This window comes from Burkholderia sp. MSHR3999 (assembly GCF_000833595.1).
In the GTDB taxonomy this organism is placed as follows: Bacteria; Pseudomonadota; Gammaproteobacteria; order Burkholderiales; family Burkholderiaceae; genus Burkholderia; species Burkholderia ubonensis.
The window spans coordinates 1,280,243-1,297,126 of sequence record NZ_JRFO01000006.1; the positions used below are offsets into that span (position 1 = coordinate 1,280,243).

Here is a 16,884-nt window from a genome sequence, read left to right on the forward strand (position 1 = left end):
ATCGCGCGGGCGCACGGCCTGTCGCCGTGCGGTTTCATGGGCCGTGGTGCGCGCGCGGGCATCGCGTCACGCTCGCGGGCACAGCGCGTAGCGGCGCGCGTCGGGGCCGCAGTTGAACAGCACGTCGAGCACCGTCACGCCGTGCACGAACGCGCCCCACTGCTGCGGATACTCGGGATAGGCCGGATAGTCGAACCAGCGCACCGCGACGTTCGCTTGCGCGAACAGGCTCTCGTCCAGGTAGCTGCGCGCGGCCGGGCCCGACAGGTATTCGGTGGCGCCGGCCTGCACGCACAGGTTCAGCAGCTTCTCGGTGCGATTGCCGTGCAGGTCGTAGTCCGACGACGACGAGATGCGCGTGCCGATCTCGAGCTGCTCGTTGACCCACGTCAGCAGCGTGCGGTTCAGCTCGCTCAGCGTGTCGTACCGGCGGCCGAGGTACAGCGCCTCGAGTGTGTCCGCGTAGCGCGCGAAGTGCGGCGCGCGCGCGTAGTTCTGCTGCAGCCGCTTCCAGTGCTGCGGCGCCCAGTCGGTGCCGTCGATCTCGGTCTCGCGGATCGACTGGTGATACTTGCCCTTCACCTTCACCGGCACGCTCAGCCATTGCACGCCCTGCGGCGTCTTGATCTGGTTGCGGTTGCGCCAGTCGCGGCGCGTGTACTGCGCGTCGTCGTACAGGACGAACTCGTCGCACGCGGCGATCAGGTCGAAGTAGCCCTTCCACGGGATGTAGTTCGACTGGAGGATCGCCACGCGCTTCGCGTCGCGGTTTGTGGGCGTGCCGCTCATGCCGGGATGTGGCCGTACCGGTACATGTCGACCAGCTCGGGCGGAATGCCCCAGTCGGTCGCGCCGACCTGGTCGTGCAGCGCCTCGAGGTCCGCGCGCATCGAGCGCTGCAGCTGCTCGACCATGCGGTTGCGCGCCGGCTCGAAGTCGTGCTGGTACGCGGCGTTGATCTGGTGCCGCACCGTCTTCGCGATCGCGGCCTCGCGCGTCATGTTGCGGATCAGCGGCCGCTCGGGCGCGAGTTCCGCGTAGCGCGGGTCGATCGGCTCGCCGCGCATCGCGGCGACGAGGTCGCGGCACAGCACCGGCGACAGGTGGAAGCCGTCGCGCTTGGTGCCGCCGAGGATCCACAGGTCGCGCACGCTGGTCTCGCCGAACAGCGGATACAGGTCGGACGTCATCGGCCGCCAGCCCACGTTCACGTTGACGAGGTTCGCGCGGTAGAACTTGCTGTTGATCTGATCCATCGCCGCCTTCAGCAGCGAGTACGCGCTGCCGACGTGGCCGTGGTCGATCGGCACCGGGCTGATGTAGTTGCTCGCGCCGATCAGCGTGCGGTCCGGCCCGTACGGTGCCGAATACACGCCGCATGCGAGGCCGCGGTTGGTCGTGCGGATGCAGTGCGTGTGCACGTTTTCCTTGCTTTGCAGCTCGACCGACATGCCGATGCCATAGAACAGCCGCTGCACCGGCAGCTCGGGCGCGCTCGCGCGCAGCACCTGGCCGAGGTTCGCGCCGTTGCAGAGCACGAAGCGGTCCGCGTCGAGCGTGCTGCCGTCGGACAGTCGCGCCGCGACGACGCGCCCGCCCGCGATGTCGAGCCGCTCGACCTCGGCATCGACGAGCGTCGTGTTGCCGGCCTGCGCGACGGAGGCCGTCAGCGCGTCGAGAAACTGCTTCGGATTGACCCAGCCCTCGCGCTTCAGGAAGAGCGCGTTCAGTGCGCGATAGCGCGGGTCCGGGTGATAGTTCGGGATGCCTGACGGATCGACGGCCTCGCAGGGCTCCTCGAATTCGCGGCAGAAGCGCTTCACCGCCGCGAAGTTTTCATCGTCGAGTGCGTCGGTCGCCGCGTTGTTGAGCACGTACGTGCCGAACCCGTGGGCGACCGCGCGCGCCGGCGTGCAGATCTCGGCAAACACGGCGGGCCAGGCCGCCGTCGCCGCGCGGCTCAGCTCGAACTTGAAGCGGTCGAGCGGCGTGCCGAGCGAATCGCCTTCGAGTTCGGTGAACGAATTGAGCATCGCCGCCGCCGCGCGCGTCGCCGAGCCCGGGCGCAGCGCCGGGCCGACGATCACGAGTTCGACGTTCGGGTCCGCGCGTTGCCATGCCCGGGCCGTCATCAGCCCGAGGATGCCGTTGCCGAGGATCGCGATCTTCATTTATTTGCGCCCCCGTCCGCCTTCCGGGAACGTCAGGTAGCACAGCGACGGGTACGCCTGCGTGCGGTGGATCTGGTGCGGGTACTTGCCGAGCACCTTCTGCAGGTAGTGGATGCCTTCCGCGGGCGCCTGGTGGCCGCGCATCAGTTGCCACATCGCGACCACGCCGCCCGGCACGAGCCGCTCCAGCACCGCTTCGAACGCCTGCTCCGTCGGCAGCGGCACGTTCAGGTCGAACCACGCGAGCGCGATCGTCTCGCCCGGGTGTGCTTCATTGAACGCCGCCAGCGTGTCGCGGCAGTCGCCTTCCCACACGCGGTGCTTGCCGTTCACGTGGCCCATCGCGTTGTTGCGCTCGTGCAGCGACAGCAGCTTGCGCAGCAAGTCCGCGTAGCCGCTTTCCACCGAATAGGTGCCGTCGGAGAACAGCTTGCGGTCGCGCGAGTCGTTCTCGGAGAAGCCTGCGTAGCCGGTGAACGTATCGAACGCGTGGATGCGGCGCTGGAAGTTCAGCGGCTCGAGGATCGCGCGGAAGTTCTCGCACAGCACCGCGGTCTGGCCGCGCCACGTGCCGAGATCGAGGATCGAGCCCGGCAGCTTCACGATCTGCTGATACACCTCGAACGTGCCGAGGATCCGCGCGAGCAGCGAGCCGCGCACGAACAGGCCGAGCGAGCGCTCCAGTTCCTCGGGGGTTGCGGGATACGCGTGCAGCAGGTCGAACAGTTCGCGGCGAGCGGCGAGCTGGTCGTCGTTCGAGTTGGTGATGATGGAAGACTCGTGCATACAAAAGGCTCCAGGGGCTGAGGGTGAGATCGAACGAAGTGCCGTGGCGAAACGGGCTCGCGTCCGCGGCCGGCGTCCGATGCGGCAACCGGGCCCGCGCCCGGTCGTTCGCACGGTGCAATCCGGTCATCTTTCAGAATCAAGTCTATCGACCGCCGTCGGGATCGAATGTCGGATTAGCGGCCCATTTCACCCCGCATTTCGATGGATGCGCGGTGTTCGGCGCGGATTTCGGCGGGCTTGCAGTCGCGGGAAATGCGACCAATTCCGGCGCCTGATCGCCGGATTGGAACGCGCTGCGCGCGGAGAGAATTCGGACACGTCGGGGACTGTCCGTGCGCGGCGCCGCACGTCCGCAAGCCCGTTACCAGCGTGAACAGACCCTAGGGTCTGTTTACATACGGAACGCGCATGCGAATGCCCGAAATCGCTCGTAGGGCAAGGAGGGAGGAGCGCCGTTTGGCCGTGCCAAACAAGCGACGAGCGACGCCGCCATACGGGCGATTTCGGGCATTCCCGTGGAATGGTTTTTTTAAAATTTGGGGTTGCGACGAGAACGGCCGCTCGCCGCGTTGCGCTCCTTGCGAATACGTCCAGTATTCGCGGCGTCGCGCGCCTCGCGAGCGGCCGTTCTCGTCGCAACGCATGCGTGTTCCGTATGTAAACAGACCCTAGCAGGACGACAGATCTCATGATGCCCATTTCCCCCGCCACCGCCACGATCGAACACGCGCTGGCGCACCATCAGGCCGACCGCCTCGAAGAGGCCGAGACGCTGTACCGGCAGATCCTCGACACCGATCCCCGGCACGCGGACGCGCTCCACCTCCTCGGCCTGATCGGCCATCAGTACGGGCGCTATCAGGAGGCGTCCAGCCTGATCATGGCGGCGATCGAGGTCAAGCCCGAGGCGATCTACTACTACAACCTCGGCAACGTGATGCAGGCGGACAACCGCCATGCCGCCGCCGCCGAGTGCTTCCGCCTCGCGACCGAGCTGCGGCCCGACTACGTCGACGCGTACAACAACCTCGGCAACGCGCAGCGGCTCGCCGGCGACGCCCGCGCGGCCGTCGATTCGTTCTGCAAGGCCATCTCGCTGAACGCGGACAACGCCAAGGCCTACAACAACCTTGCGAACGCGCTGTTCGACGTGAACGAGATTCCGGCCGCGCTCGAGGCATACCGGCACGCGATCGCGCTGCAACCCGAACTGCCGGAGCCGCGCAGCAACCTGCTGTTCGCGAGCCACTACGGCGACGCGTTCGACCATGACGCGTATCTTGCCGAGGCCGCACGCTACGACGAACTCGTCACGCGCCGCGCGAAGCCGTGGACGGACTGGCTCGTCGACCTGAGCGCGCGCGTCGGGCGGCCGCTCAAGGTCGGCATCGTGTCGGGCGACCTGAAGTCGCACCCGGTCGGCTATTTCATCGAGAGCATGCTGAAGCATCTCGACGCGAACCGGGTCGAGATGCATGCGTACCCGACGCGCGACGTCGAGGACGACGTCACCGCCCGCATCAAGCCGACTTTCGCGACGTGGACCTGCGTCGCCGGCCTGAGCGACGAGGCGGCGGCCGCGCGGATCCGCGCGGACCGCATCGACGTGCTGCTCGACGCATCGGGCCACACGATCTACAACCGCCTGCCGCTGTTCGCGTGGAAGCCGGCGCCGCTGCAGGCGAGCTGGCCCGGCTACTTCGCAAGCACGGGCGTGCGCGCGATCGACTACGTGATCGGCGACCGCCACGTGCTGCCGCCCGCCGAGGCCGCGCATTTCGCCGAGCGGCCGTGGCATCTGCCGGACAGCTATCTGTGCTTCACGCCGCCGGCCGATGCGATCGACGTCGGCGCGTTGCCGATGCTCGCGAACGGCCATCCGACCTTCGGCTATTTCGGCAAGCTCGCGAAGATCACCGATCGCGTCGTCGCGGTCTGGTCGCGCGTGCTGCAGGCGGTCGCGGGCGCGAAGCTATTCGTGAAGGCGGAGCATCTCGACGATCCGCGCGAACAGCAGGCGCTCGCCGCGCGCTTCGCGGCGCACGGCATCGACGCGCAGCGCCTGATCCTCGAAGGCCGCTCGCCGCGCGCCGAGTACCTGGCCGCGTACCGGCGCGTCGACCTGATGCTGAGCCCGTTCCCGTACCCGGGCGGCACGACGACCGCCGAAGCGCTGTGGATGGGCGTGCCCGTGCTGTGCCGGCGCGGCGACCGGTTCCTGTCGCACATCGCCGAGAGCCTGCTGCATGCGGCGCGGCTGCCCGAATGGATCGCCGACGACGACGACGCGTACGTCGCGAAGGCCGTCGCGCAGACGGCCAGGCCGGCCGAGCTGGCGGTGCTGCGCACGACGCTGCGCGCGCAGGTGCTCGCGTCGCCGCTGTGCGATGCGCCCCGCTTCGCCCGCAATTTCGAGGACGCGCTGCACGCGATGTGGGCGCGCCACGTCGAAGCCGCGCCGGAAGCGTCCGCGTGAACGGCGCATCGGTCCTGATCACCGGCGGCGCGGGCTTTCTCGGCTCGCACCTGTGCGAGCGCCTCGTGAGCGCCGGCCACGACGTGATGTGCGTGGACAACTTCCACACCGGCAGCAAGCGGAACATCGCGCACCTGATCGGCCGCGTGAATTTCGAGGTGATCCGTCACGACGTGTGGCTGCCGCTGTACGTCGAGGCGGACCGCGTGTTCAACATGGCGTGCCCCGCGAGCCCGGTCCATTACCAGAGCGACCCGGTGTCGACGGTGAAGACGGCCGTGCTCGGCGCGATCAACATGCTCGGCCTCGCGAAACGGTGCGGCGCGCGCATCCTGCAGGCGTCGACGAGCGAGGTGTACGGCGACGCGCAGCAGCATCCGCAGCAGGAGAGCTACTGGGGCAACGTCAATCCCAACGGGCCGCGCGCGTGCTACGACGAAGGCAAGCGCTGCGCGGAAACGCTGTTCTTCGACTACCACCGGCAGCACGGCGTCGACATCCGCGTGGTGCGGATCTTCAACACCTACGGCCCGCGCATGCGCGCCGACGACGGCCGCGTCGTGTCGAACTTCATCATGCAGGCATTGCGCGGCGAGCCGATCACGCTGTACGGCGACGGCAGCCAGACGCGCTCGTTCTGCTACGTCGACGATCTCGTCGAAGGGCTCGTGCGGATGATGGACCAGGACGACGACACCGGGCCGATGAACCTCGGCAATCCGAGCGAGATCACGATCCGCGAGCTGGCCGAGTGCGTGCTGCGCCTGACCGGCTCGAAGAGCCGCATCGAATATCGCCCGCTGCCGACCGACGATCCGCTGCAGCGCCGGCCCGACATCGGCCGCGCGCGCCAGCGGCTCGACTGGCAGCCGGGCGTCCAGCTCGAGGACGGCCTGAAGGAAACGATCGCCTACTTCCGCAACCTGGTGAAAGCATGAGTCTCACACTGATCGACGCCGCCTGCCCCGTCTGCGCGCACGCGGTCGCCGCGCCGTTCTTCGATGCCGGCGCCTGCACGCTGGCGACGCTCGCGTGGCCCGATTCCGCCGAAAGCGCGCGCGCGCTGCCGCGCCATGCGCTCGAGTTCGTGCAATGCCCGCGCTGCTCGCACGTGTGGAATCACCGCTTCCGTTACGACGCGATTCCGTACCAGAGCAATCCGAACCGCATGTTCAACAACGGCGGCATCTGGAAGGGGCATCTGGCGGCCACGCGCGACCTGCTGCTCGGCAACCTGTCCGCCGCGCCGACGGTCGTCGAGATCGGCTGCGGCGAAGCGCATTTCGTGCGCGGCCTCGCGCAGGCGAGCGACGGCGGGCGCTTCATCGGCTTCGATCCGAACGCGAGCGTTGGCACCGGCAACGGCATCGAGTTCCACGCGCGCCTGTTCGAACCGCTCGCCGACATGGCGGCGTTCAAGCCCGACGCGATCGTGATTCGCCACGTGCTCGAACACCTGACCGAGCCGGCGAAGCTCGTCGAGCAGCTCGCGTGGGGCGCGGCGAGCCAGCCGAACCCGTGCTGGCTGTTCGCGGAGGTGCCGTGCATCGACCGCGTGTTCGAGACCGAGCGGCTCGCGGATTTCTTCTACGAGCACGTGTCGCAGTTCACGACCGAATCGTTCCGCGCGCTGATGGCGCGCGCCGGCGAGATCGTCACGCTCGCGCACGGCTACGACGGCGAAGTCGTCTATGCGCTGGTCCGGCTCGGCGTGCCGGCGCCCGTGCGCGCGCGCGCCGGCGCGGCGGCGGGCTTCGCGGCCCGCACGGTCGAGCATCGCGCGGGCATCGCGCAACAGCTCGCCGAGCTGGCGACGTCGGGCCGGCGGGTCGCGATCTGGGGCGGCACCGGCAAGGCGGCGGCGTTCATCCATTACTTCGACGCCGACGCGGGCCGCTTCCCGCTCGTCGTCGATTCCGATCCCGACAAGGTCGGCACCTACGTGCCGGGCACCGGGCAGCAGATCGTGTTCCGCGACGCGCTGAAAACCGCGCCGGCCGACGTGATCATCATCCCGACCCAGTGGCGCGCGCGCGACATCGTCGCCGAGATGTCCCGTGAAGGGATCGCGGCGTCGGCCGTGATGATCGAGCACGGCGGCAGCCTGATCGATTTCGGACGCGACCCGCATCCGTATTGAGCAGGGCAGACGAGATGGACGGAACCGCTCAGGCATTGCAGTCCGCGCTCGCGCATCATCAGGCGGGGCGCCTCGCCGAAGCGAAGGCGCTGTACGACGCGATTCTCACCGCGCAGCCGGGCCAGCCGGACGCGCTGCATTTCCTCGGGCTGCTCGCGTGCCAGCTCAAGCAGTACGACGCGGGGATCGCGTTGATGCAGCGCTCGCTCGTCGAGCGGCCGGACGCGTCGTACTTCAACAACCTCGGCAACATGCTGCGCGAATGCGGTCGGCTCGGCGACGCGATCGCGCACTATCGCCGCGCGGTGGCGCTGCGTCCGGACTATCCGGAGGCGCACAACAACCTCGGCAACGCGCTGCGCGATGCGCGCGACCCGGCGGCCGCGATGGCGAGCTGCGCGCGCGCGCGATCGAGCTGCGCCCCGGCTACGCCCAGGCGTACAACAACCTCGGCAATGCGCTGCACGACCTGGGCGAGCACGAAGCGGCGGCCGCGAGCTACGGCAAGGCGGTCGCGCACGACCCGCAGTACGCGCAGGCGTACAACAATCTCGGCAACGCGCTGCGCGCGCAGGACAAGCTCGACGCGGCGGCCGACGCCTATCGCCGCGCGCTCGCGCTGCAGCCCGGCCTGCACGTCGCGCGTCACGGCCTCGGCCTCGTGCAATGGTCGCAGGGCGCACTGGACGAAGCCGTGAGCACGTTGCGGATCGCGGCCGAAAGCGACGATGCGAGCGTCCACAACAATCTCGCCGGCCTGCTGCGCGACACCGGCGACCTCGACGGCGCCGCCGCGCACTTTGGCCGGGCGATCGAACTGGACGCGTCGATGGCGGTCGCGCACGCGAACCTCAGCGGCGTGCGCCGCCGGCAGATGCGCTATGCGGAAGCGCTCGCGCATGCGCTGGACGCGATCCGGCTCGCGCCGGACCTCGGCGACGCGCACAACAACGCGGGCAACGCGTATCACGGGCTGGCGCAACTCGACGCGGCGCAGGCCGCCTATCGCACGGCCGTCGCACTGAATCCGGCGGACGCCGGCGCGTGCCACAACCTGTCGGTCGTGCTGCTCAAGCTGAACCGGCTCGACGAGGCGCTCGCGTATTGCCGGCGTGCGCTGGACGCCGGCGCGCCGAGCGCATCGATGCACGTCAATCTCGGCGACATCCTGCGCGCGCAGGGCAACGTCGACGCGGCGGTCCCCGCGTATCGCGACGCGCTTGCACTGATGCGCGACGACGCCGACGACGGCGCGGCCGAAGTGCTGGGCCGGCTGCTGTTCAGCGCGGCGGCGTCCGCGTGCGTGAGCCCCGCCGACTACCTGGACGATGCGCGGCGCTACGGCCGGCACCTGGCCGCGCGTTCGACGCGCTACGTGCACGATCCGCGCGAGCGGGCCGCGCGCGCGCGAGGGCGGCCGCTGCGCGTCGGCTTCGTGTCGGGCGACCTGCGCCAGCACCCGGTCGGCATCTTCCTGGAAAGCGTGCTCGCGCACCTCGATCGCACGCGCATCGACCTGCGCGTCTATGTGACGTCGGACGAGGAGGACGCGATCACCGCGCGGCTGAAGCCGCATGCGGGAGGCTGGCGCTCGATCGCCGGGCTCGCCCGGGAAGCGGCCGCGCGGATGATTCACGACGACGGGATCGACGTCCTCGTCGACCTCGCGGGCCACACGCAGGACAGCGGGCTCGCCGTGTTCGGCTGGAAGCCCGCGCCGGTGCAGGCGAGCTGGCTCGGCTTCTTCGCGTCGACCGGCTGCGACGCGATCGACTACTTCATCGGCGATGCCTGCACGCTGCCGGACGCCGAGGCGCATCACTTCGTCGAGAAGCCGTGGCGGCTGCCGGACAGCTGGCTGTGCTTCACGCCGCCGGCGTACGACGTCGCGGTCGGCCCGCTGCCGATGGCGGCGCGCGGCCATCCGACGTTCGGCTGCTTCGGCAAGCTCGTGAAGATCGGCGACGACGTCGTGCGCGTGTGGTCGCGGCTGCTGCATGAACTGCCGGCGGCGCGGCTGCTGCTCAAGGCGCAGGAGCTCGACCGCGCGAGCGTGTGCGACGCGACGATCGCGCGCTTCGCGCGGCACGGCATCGACGCGGCCCGGCTCGAATTCGAGGGCGCGACGCCGCGCGCCGACTATTTCGCCGCGTACAACCGCATCGACGTCGCGCTGAGCCCGTTCCCGTACCCGGGCGGCACGACCACGGCCGAAGCGCTGTGGATGGGCGTGCCGGTGCTCGGCATGAAGGGCAGCCGGTTCGTCACGCACATCTGCGAGAGCGTGCTGCACGCGGCGGGCATGGGCGACTGGATCGCGGACGACGAGGACGCCTATCTCGCGAAGGCGATCGACGCGGTGCGCGACCGCGAGCGGCTCGCGGCGCTGCGCGCCGGGCTGCGCGCCCGGCTGCTCGCGTCGCCGCTGTGCGACGCGCGCCGGTTCGCGGCGCATCTCGAAGCGGCGTTCCTCGGCATGTGGCAACGCTATACGGACACGGCTAACGAAGCATGAACGATATTCACGACACTCTGCAGTCCGCGCTCGCGCATCATCAGGCGGGGCGCCTCGCCGAAGCGAAGGCGCTGTACGACGCGATTCTCACCGCGCAGCCGGGCCAGCCGGACGCGCTGCATTTCCTCGGGCTGCTCGCGTGCCAGCTCAAGCAGTACGACGCGGGGATCGCGTTGATGCAGCAATCGCTCGTCGAGCGGCCGGACGCGTCGTACTTCAACAACCTCGGCAACATGCTGCGCGAATGCGGCCGGCTCGACGACGCGATCGCGCACTATCGCCGCGCGGTGGCGCTGCGTCCGGACTATCCGGAGGCGCACAACAACCTCGGCAACGCGCTGCGCGATGCGCGCGACCCGGCGGCCGCGATGGCGAGCTGCGCGCGCGCGATCGAGCTGCGTCCCGGCTACGCGCAGGCGTACAACAACCTCGGCAATGCGCTGCATGACCTGGGCGAGCACGAAGCGGCGGCTGCGAGCTACGGCAAGGCGGTCGCGCACGACCCGCAGTACGCGCAGGCGTACAACAATCTCGGCAACGCGCTGCGCGCGCAGGACAAGCTCGACGCGGCGGCCGACGCCTATCGCCGCGCGCTCGCGCTGCAGCCCGGGTTGCGCGTCGCGCACCAGGGGCTGAGCGCGACGCTGATCGCGGCCGGCGATCCGCACGGCGCGCTCGAGCATGCGCGCGCGGGGCTCGATCCGCACGACGCGCAAGCGCACTACGTGGTCGGCAAGCTGCTGCGCGGCATGAACGATTTCGACAACGCGGGCAAGCTGTTCGAGCAGGCGGTCGCGATCGACCCGGCGCATGCGCAGGCGTGGGCGCGCCTCGGCGAAGTGCGCGGCCAGCAGGGCGAATACGAGCAGTCGGTGCAGCTGTGCCGGCGCGCGATCGAGCTCGATCCCGAGCTGGCCGACGCGTACAACTTCCTCGGCCTCGCGTATCACAACCTCGACCGGATGGCCGCCGCGGAGCTGAGCCACCGGCACGCGATCGACCTGAACCCCGACGATGCCGACGCGCATCACAACCTCGCCGCCGCGCTGTTCCGGCTCGACAAGCTCGACGAGGCGATGAAGCATTACGAGATCGCGCGGGAACTCGGCGTCGATCCCGTGAAGATCCAGCTGACGCTCGGCGACATCCTGTGGGCGAAGCGCGATTTCGCCGGCGCGATGGACGCGTTCCGCGTGGCGATCGAGCACGACCCGTATCGCGCGTACGCGCGGCTGATGTTCAACATGTCGAGCTCGCCGGCGTTCACGCCGGACGAGTGGGTCGCGGAAGCGCGCCGCTACGGCGAATATCTTGCGCGCGACGCCGTCCCGTTCGTGCACGACCGCGCAGCGCGCGTCGCGCAGGCGCGGGGGCGGCCGCTGCGCGTCGGCTTCGTGTCGGGCGACCTGCGCCAGCACCCGGTCGGCATCTTCCTGGAAAGCGTGCTCGCGAAGCTCGACCGGTCGCGCATCGAGCCGCATGCGTACGTGACCTTCGTCGTCGAGGACGAGGTGACCGCGCGGCTCAAGCCCGGCTTCGCGAGCTGGACGAAGCTGACCTGCATGAGCCGCGAGCAGGCCGCGCAGGTGATCCACGACGACGGCATCGACATCCTGATCGACATGGCCGGCCACACCAACTGGAGCGGCGTGCCGATCTTCGGGCACAAGCCCGCGCCGGTGCAGGCGAGCTGGCTCGGCTTCTTCGCGACGACGGGCTGCGGCGCGATCGACTATTTCATCGGCGATGCGCATACGTTGCCGGCCGACGAGGCGCACCACTTCGTCGAGAAGCCGTGGCGGCTGCCGGACAGCTACCTGTGCTTCACGCCGCCGCCGTACGACGTCGAGGTCGGCCCGCTGCCGATGGCGGCGGGCGGCGGCGTCACGTTCGGCTGCTTCGGCAAGCTGACCAAGATCAGCGACGACGTCGTCGCGCTGTGGTCGCGCATCCTGCATGCGCTGCCGGACGCGCGCCTGCTGCTGAAGGCGTTCGAGCTGGGCACCGGCGACCTGAACCAGGCGACGCTCGACCGTTTCGCCCGGCACGGCATCGGCGCGGACCGGCTGATCCTCGAGGGCGGCTCGCCGCGCGCGGAATACTTCGGCGCGTACAACCGCATCGACATCGCGCTCAGCCCGTTCCCGTACCCGGGCGGAACGACCACGGCCGAAGCGCTGTGGATGGGCGTGCCGGTGATCGGGATGAAGGGCAGCCGGTTCGTCACGCACATCTGCGAAAGCCTGCTGCACGCGGCGGGGATGGCGGAATGGATCGCGGCGGACGAAGCGGCATACCTCGCGAAGGCGGTCGCGTTCGCGCGCGACCGCGACCGGCTGGCGACGCTGCGCGCCACGCTGCGCGAGCGCACGCTGGCGTCGCCGCTGTGCGATGCGGCGCGCTTTGCGCGCAACCTCGAGGATGCGCTGCACGGCATGTGGGACGTCTACGCGAAGGGTGAGGCGAGCGCCGGGGACGCGCGATGAGCGACATCGCCCGGCAGCTGGACGCGGCGCTCGCGCATCACCAGGCCGGCCGCCTGGCCGACGCGTGCGCGTTGTACGAAGCGATTCGCCGCAGCGAGCCCGACCAGCCCGACGCGACGCATTTCCTCGGCCTGCTCGCGTGCCAGCTCGGCCAGTTTCCCGCCGGCATCGCATTGATGGAGCGGTCGATCGCGCTGCGCGCCGATCCGGTCTACCTGAACAATTTCGGCAACATGCTGCGCGCGCACGGCCGGCTCGACGACGCGATCGCGTCCTACCGGCGCGCGGTCGCGCTGAAGCCCGACTACGCGGAGGCGCACAGCAACCTCGGCAATGCGCTGCGCGACGCGGGCGATCCGCACGCCGCGATGCTGAGCTGCGCGCAGGCGCTCGCGTTGCGCCCCGATTACGCGCAGGCGTTCAACAACCTCGGCAACGCGCTGCGCGACCAGGACGAGCTCGACGCCGCCGCGCGCGCCTATGACAAGGCGATCGCGCTCGAGCCCGCCTATGCGGACGCGCACTACAACCGCGGCAACGTGTTTCGCGCGCAAGGCCGGATCGACGACGCGGTGCGCTGCTACCGGCGCGCGGTCGAGCTGCAGCCGGACCTGCACCAGGCGCATCTCGGCCTCGGGAGCCTGCTGTTCGAGCGCGACGAACTCGAGCCCGCGATCGAGAGCCTGACGCGCGCGTCGCAGGGCGGCAGCGTCGACGCCCTTCTCAACCTCGCCGCCGCCTTCGACCGCGCGGGCGACCTCGAGCGCGCCGCGGCGAGCCTGCGGCGCGCGATCGCCGCGGCGCCCGACCGCGCCGAGCTGCATCACCATCTGGCGCAGGTGCTGGTGCGGCAGGGCAAGCGGCCGGAAGCGCTCGAAAGCTGCCGGATCGCGCTCGCGCTGCCGGGCCAGACCGCGCACATGCACGCCGTGTCCGCGGAAATTCTCTGCACGCTGTGGCACTTCGAGGCGGGGCTCGCGAGCTACGATCGCGCGCTCGAGCTCGATCCGTCCTATGCCGGCGCGCACTCGGGCCGCCTGTTCTACCAGGCCAGCATCGAGCGCTGCCCGCCCGCGCAACTGCTCGACCAAGCGATGCAATTCGGCGCGCGGATGGCGGAACGGGCGTCACCGCGGCGGCACACGCCGCGCGCGGCCGGCGGGCGGACGCTGCGCGTCGGCCTCGTGTCCGGCGACCTGCGCTCGCATCCGGTCACGGTGTTCCTGCTCGGCGTGGCGGCTGCGCTCGATCCGTCGAAGGTCGTGCTCGCCGCGTACGCGACGCAGTCGCGCGAGGACGCCACGACGGCCGCGCTGAAGCGGCACTGCGTGGTCTGGCGCGACATCACCGCGCTCGACGACGAGGCCGCGGCGGACCTGATCGCGCGCGACGGCATCGACATCCTGATCGACCTGAGCGGCCACACGTCGCTGAACCGCCTGCCGCTGTTCGCGTGGAAGCCCGCGCCGGTGCAGGCGACCTGGCTCGGCTATTTCGCGACGACCGGCATCGCCGAGATCGACTACATCATCGGCGACCGCCACGTGCTGCCGGCCGGCGAGGAGGCGCACTTCGTCGAGCGGCCGTGGCGCCTGCCGGACAGCTATCTGTGCTTCACGCCGCCGCCGCAGCCGCTTGCCGTCGGACCGCTGCCGGCCGCCGGCAGCGGGAGCGTGACGTTCGGCAGCCTCAACAACGCGAACAAGCTCGGCGACGCGGTGATCGCGCTGTGGGCCCGCGTGCTGCATGCGGTGCCGGGGTCGCGCCTGCTGCTCAAATCGCCGCAGCTCGACGAGGAGGCGCTGCGCGTGAGCCTGGCCGCACGGTTCGCCGCGCACGGCATCACCGCGGAGCGCTTGCCGATGCGCGGCGGCTCGGCGCGGCTCGCGCACCTGAGCACGTTCAACGACATCGATATCGCGCTCGACCCGTTCCCGTATCCGGGCGGCACGACGAGCCTGGAAGGGCTGTGGATGGGCGTGCCGCTGGTCACGCGGCGCGGCGAGCGGTTCCTGTCGCACATCGGCGAGAGCATCCTGCATACGCTCGACATGCCGGAATGGATTGCGCAGGACGACGACGATTATGTCGCGAAGGCGGCTGCGTTCGCGAGCGACCTGCCGCGGCTTGCGGCGGTGCGCGCGGGGCTGCGCGAGCGCCTGCTGAGTTCGCCGCTGTGCGATGCGGCGCGCTTTGCGCGTCATCTGGAAACGGCGTTCGCGCAGATGGTCGACGCGGCCGTCGAACGCGCGGAGCGGGAGCCGGCGGCGCGCGGGTAAGGGGGCGGTGCGCGTGCATGGGCGCGCCGCGCCGGCCGTTGCTTCCTGCGATGAACCAAAAAAAAAGCCGCATTGAAGCGGCTCGATGGTACGACGGTACGGCAACAGAGGTCCGCTCGACTGGCGGCGTCTTGTGGTTCGAAAGGCGCGGCGCACGAGGCGCCGGGCCGGTCACAGCATGCCGGTCGTCTGGTACAGGCTCGCGGCCTTGATCCGGTCGCGAGACTGCGCAAATTCCGCGCTCAGGCGGTTCCGGTCCGCATGGGCCTGCTCCGTGATCGACGCGTCGATCGCCATGATCTGCCGGAGCAGGTCCAGCGCGTCCGGCGTCTGGTCGCTGGACAGGCCCATCAGCAGCGGCGAGCGTTCGTCGGCGAGGGCGGCGACGCGCACCCAGTCGCGCGCGTCGGTCGCCGACTGCATGGCGCGGGTCAGGTCGAGGGCGCGGGACAGGGTGTCGGTCGTCATGGTTCGGCTCCGAGGGGGCGGGGCAGCGGACGCTTACTTGTTGGTGGCGAGCGCGCCGGCGCTGTTCTGGCCGCCGAACAGCTGGGTCAGGTACTTCGTGTTGTTCGCCATCGTCGCCATCAGCGTGTTCAGCGCGGTGAACTGAGCGTTGTACTGTTTCGTCAGCTGGGCCGCGTAGTTCGACAGCTGGGTCTGCTGGCTCGTCAGGTTCGCCACGTCCGCGTTGATCGCCTTGGTGCGCTGGTCGATCAGGCCGTTCGCCTGCGTATAGCCGGTGATCAGCGAATTGAGCGTCTTGCCGATGCCGTTGGTCGTGTTGAAGATCGCCGACACCGCCGAGCTGTTCGACGTGAGGGCCGTGGTCAGGGCGGCGGTGTCGACCTTCAGCGAACCGTCGGCGTTCAGGTTGATGCCGACGGAGGCGAGCGAATAGGTCTTGCCGCCCGTCGTGACGCCGCTGCTGAGCGCCGTCGCGAGCGTGTTCTGGATCGAGGTCAGCATCGAGTCGCCGAGCAGCGGGCCGGCGTTCGACGTCGTCGGATCGTAGGACGACAGCTGTTTCGCGGTGGTCACGAAGCTGCTGTACGCGTTCGCGAAATTGTTGATCGCGGTCGTCATCGCGGACGTGTCCTGCGACAGCGTGATCGTCTGCGGCGTGTTGAGCGCGAGGGTGCCCGGCGCCAGGGTCAGCGTGACGCCCGTCAGCGCGCCCGACACGCTGTTCGACGCGCTCGTGACCGGCGTGCCGTCGATCGTCAGCTTCGCGTCGGCGGCCGGCGTGGTCGTCGCATAGCCCGACGTCAGTTTCGAATTGACGCCCGTGCCCGTGATCGCGATGGTATTGGCTGCGCCGGTCTGGTTCGACTGCAGCACGAGGTGCTGGCCGTCCGAGCCCGTGACGACCGACGCGGTGACGCCGGGATTGCCCGACGCGGAGTTGATCGACGACGCGATGTCGGACAGCGCCGCGCCGGCCGACACGTTGACGTTGAACGCGGGGTTGCTGCCGAACGTGATGCTCAGCGAGCCGGCCGAGATCGTGTCCGACGACGTGAGGCCGGCCGACGTCAGCTTGTTGGCGGTCGCGAACTGCGAGACATTGACCTGGTACGACCCCGCCACGGCGCCGGCGCCGCTCTTGATCGTCGTCGTGATGCCGGTGCCGCTCGCCGTCGCGGCGAGGCTCGAGAGCGTGCTGCCGTTCGACAGGCCGGTGATCGCGGTCTGCAGCGCGGACAGGGCGGACTTCAGCTGGCCGATCGCCGTCAGTTGGGTGTTGTCGGTGGTCAGCTTGCCATTGAGGATGGCCGCTTGTCCGGCCGTCTTCGACTGAACCATCGTCGTCACGAGCGAATTGACGTCGAGCGTCGAATTGGTCGAGCCGCTGATGAGCGATTGCCCGGCCTGGGCAAGGATGCTGCTGATATCCGCGTTGCTGACGGGGGTGGTAGTGGCCATGCCGTTGCTCCGGTCGTCCGCGCAATCTCGCGCGATGCGGCGGATCGCCGCGATTCAATGCAAAGAGGGAGGCGCGCCTCCCTGGAGAATTCGGGTCGGGGG

General features: G+C 69.6%; 10 protein-coding genes and 1 pseudogene. 6 read left to right on the forward strand and 5 right to left on the reverse strand.

From position 1 onward, the window contains the following. Positions 1-66: 66 nt before the first annotated feature. Genes KY49_RS23125 through KY49_RS23135 form a run of 3 tightly spaced genes read right to left on the reverse strand, consistent with a single transcriptional unit; the run spans position 67 to position 2,957 of the window. The gene (locus KY49_RS23125) at positions 67-789 is read right to left on the reverse strand and encodes a WbqC family protein (RefSeq protein WP_042586762.1); all 723 of its coding nucleotides are present in this window, start codon (positions 787-789) and stop codon (positions 67-69) included. Next, complete coding sequence (locus tag KY49_RS23130) at positions 786-2,171, reverse strand: NAD(P)/FAD-dependent oxidoreductase (RefSeq protein WP_042586763.1); 1,386 nt, start codon at positions 2,169-2,171, stop codon at positions 786-788. Before KY49_RS23130 ends, KY49_RS23125 begins: the two co-directional genes overlap by 4 nt. Continuing rightward, positions 2,172-2,957, reverse strand: a complete 786-nt coding sequence (locus tag KY49_RS23135) for a class I SAM-dependent methyltransferase (protein WP_042586764.1) — start codon at positions 2,955-2,957, stop codon at positions 2,172-2,174. A 691-nt stretch (positions 2,958-3,648) separates the two neighbouring features. On the opposite strand from KY49_RS23135, the gene KY49_RS23140 reads away from it, so the two are divergent. The 6 genes and pseudogenes from KY49_RS23140 to KY49_RS23165 all read left to right on the forward strand — a co-directional run bounded on the left by KY49_RS23140 (position 3,649) and on the right by KY49_RS23165 (position 14,856). Continuing rightward, a complete protein-coding gene (locus tag KY49_RS23140; RefSeq protein WP_042586765.1) occupies positions 3,649-5,436 on the forward strand; it encodes an O-linked N-acetylglucosamine transferase, SPINDLY family protein in 1,788 nt (595 codons plus the stop codon). Next, complete coding sequence (locus KY49_RS23145) at positions 5,433-6,374, forward strand: UDP-glucuronic acid decarboxylase family protein (protein WP_042586937.1); 942 nt, start codon at positions 5,433-5,435, stop codon at positions 6,372-6,374. The genes KY49_RS23140 and KY49_RS23145 overlap by 4 nt, the downstream gene beginning before the upstream one ends. Next, a complete protein-coding gene (locus KY49_RS23150) occupies positions 6,371-7,576 on the forward strand; it encodes a class I SAM-dependent methyltransferase (protein ID WP_042586766.1) in 1,206 nt (401 codons plus the stop codon). The genes KY49_RS23145 and KY49_RS23150 overlap by 4 nt, the downstream gene beginning before the upstream one ends. 14 nt (positions 7,577-7,590) lie before the next feature. Beyond that, positions 7,591-10,091: pseudogene (locus KY49_RS23155) on the forward strand (tetratricopeptide repeat protein). Continuing rightward, on the forward strand, positions 10,088-12,577 hold the full coding sequence (locus KY49_RS23160; RefSeq protein WP_042586767.1) for a tetratricopeptide repeat protein: 2,490 nt from the start codon (positions 10,088-10,090) through the stop codon (positions 12,575-12,577). The pseudogene KY49_RS23155 and the gene KY49_RS23160 overlap by 4 nt, the downstream one beginning before the upstream one ends. Further along, complete coding sequence (locus KY49_RS23165) at positions 12,574-14,856, forward strand: tetratricopeptide repeat protein (RefSeq protein WP_042586768.1); 2,283 nt, start codon at positions 12,574-12,576, stop codon at positions 14,854-14,856. Before KY49_RS23160 ends, KY49_RS23165 begins: the two co-directional genes overlap by 4 nt. A 171-nt stretch (positions 14,857-15,027) precedes the next feature. Here KY49_RS23165 and KY49_RS23170 read toward each other — a convergent pair whose 3' ends face one another. Continuing rightward, positions 15,028-15,324 carry a flagellar protein FliT gene (locus tag KY49_RS23170; protein ID WP_042586769.1) on the reverse strand — a complete coding sequence of 99 codons (297 nt, stop codon included), beginning with the start codon at positions 15,322-15,324 and terminating at the stop codon, positions 15,028-15,030. Between the two features lie 33 nt (positions 15,325-15,357). Continuing rightward, complete coding sequence (gene fliD, locus KY49_RS23175) at positions 15,358-16,782, reverse strand: flagellar filament capping protein FliD (protein ID WP_042586770.1); 1,425 nt, start codon at positions 16,780-16,782, stop codon at positions 15,358-15,360. Positions 16,783-16,884 lie beyond the last annotated feature (102 nt).